Annotated in this window: 2 protein-coding genes; both read left to right on the top strand. The window is 68.7% G+C overall.

The window, feature by feature from the left end; all coding sequences use genetic code 11:
* Positions 1–77 precede the first annotated feature (77 nt).
* Entirely contained in the window at positions 78–380 is a 303-nt protein-coding gene (locus AB0G02_RS40710) for a transposase (RefSeq protein WP_360806039.1), read from the top strand.
* Positions 377–1267: an IS3 family transposase gene (locus AB0G02_RS40705; protein WP_360806036.1), complete on the top strand. Its 891-nt coding sequence runs from the start codon at positions 377–379 to the stop codon at positions 1265–1267. Before AB0G02_RS40710 ends, AB0G02_RS40705 begins: the two co-directional genes overlap by 4 nt.
* Positions 1268–1309 lie beyond the last annotated feature (42 nt).

Below are 1309 nucleotides of genomic sequence, written 5' to 3'. Positions count from 1 at the left end.
CTGGGCCTGACCCGTTTTGACGGACATCTGAGATCAGGGGGCGCGTGCCCCCGGAAGGATGTCCCATCATGGAGCCCATGGGCAGGAAGAAGCGGCGGCCTCGCCGGTCGTTCACCCCGGAGTTCAAGGCCGAGATCGTGGAACTGTGCTCGCGGGGTGACCGGTCGGTAGGGCAGGTCGCAAAGGACTTCGACCTGACCGAGACCGCAGTGCGGCAGTGGGTGGTGCAGGCCGAGCGCGACACCGGCACCCGCACCGACGGGCTGACCACCGACGAGCGAGAGGAGTTGGTCCGGTTGCGGCGGGAGAACCGCCGCCTGGCCGAGGACGTGGAAATCCTCAAGCGCGCCACGGCTTTCTTCGCGAACGAGACCCGGTGAACCTCTATCCGTTCATCGAGGCGGAGAAGTCGCGCGGCGGCAACGTCCACCGGGCGTGCACGCTGCTCCAGGTCTCCCGAGCCGCCTACTACGCCCACCGCGCCGCCGCACCCTCCGCCCGTCGACGACAGGACGCGCACCTGACCGAACAGATCGTCGCCATCCACGACGAGTCGAAGGGCACCTACGGAGCACCGCGGGTGCACGCCGAACTACGGACCCGAGGCCGGCGCCATTCCCGCAAGCGCGTCGCCCGGCTGCTGCGGCAGGCCGGACGGGCGGGTCGCACGCCGAAACGGTGGCGCACCACCACCGTCCCCGACCCCGCCGCGACCGTCCCACCGGACCTGATCCGACGCGACTTCACCTGCGCCGCAACGGATGTCGACACCCGGTGGTGCGGCGACATCACCTACATCCACACCTGGGAAGGGTGGCTCTACCTGGCCACCGTGATCGACATCGCCTCACGCCGCGTGGTCGGCTGGGCCACAGCCGATCATCTGCGCACCGACCTGGTCGCCCAGGCGTTGGACAACGCCGTGCGACACCGCCGCCCCGAACCCGGAGTGATCTTCCACGCCGACCGCGGCTGCCAATACACCTCCCGCCGGTTCGGCGCCCTCGCCGAGGACCTGGACGTGCGGCTGTCGGTCGGCCGCAAGGGCCAGTGCTGGGACAACGCCGTCGCGGAGTCGTTCTTCGCCACCATCAAGACCGAGCTGCTCGACCGACGGCCCTGGCCCACCAGAACCATGGCGCACAAAGCGATCTTCGAATACATCGAGGGCTGGTACAACACCCGCCGCCTGCACTCCAGCCTCGGCTACCTCAGCCCCGCCACCTACGAAGCAATCCGACACCACCCAGTGGACCAGGTAGCCTGACCACACCTCACCGACCCTGTCCGTCAAAACGGGTCAACCCCA

Source organism: Actinosynnema sp. NPDC023658, from assembly GCF_040639995.1.
Lineage (GTDB): Bacteria > Actinomycetota > Actinomycetes > Mycobacteriales > Pseudonocardiaceae > Actinosynnema.
Note: the sequence above shows the minus strand (reverse complement) of the source record. Positions and strands in the feature narration are given on the sequence as shown.

Coding starts and splice junctions, on each gene's coding strand:
- AB0G02_RS40710 (WP_360806039.1), top strand. CDS start 78: ATGGGCAGGAAGAAGCGGCGGCCTCGCCGGTCGTTCACCCCGGAGTTC.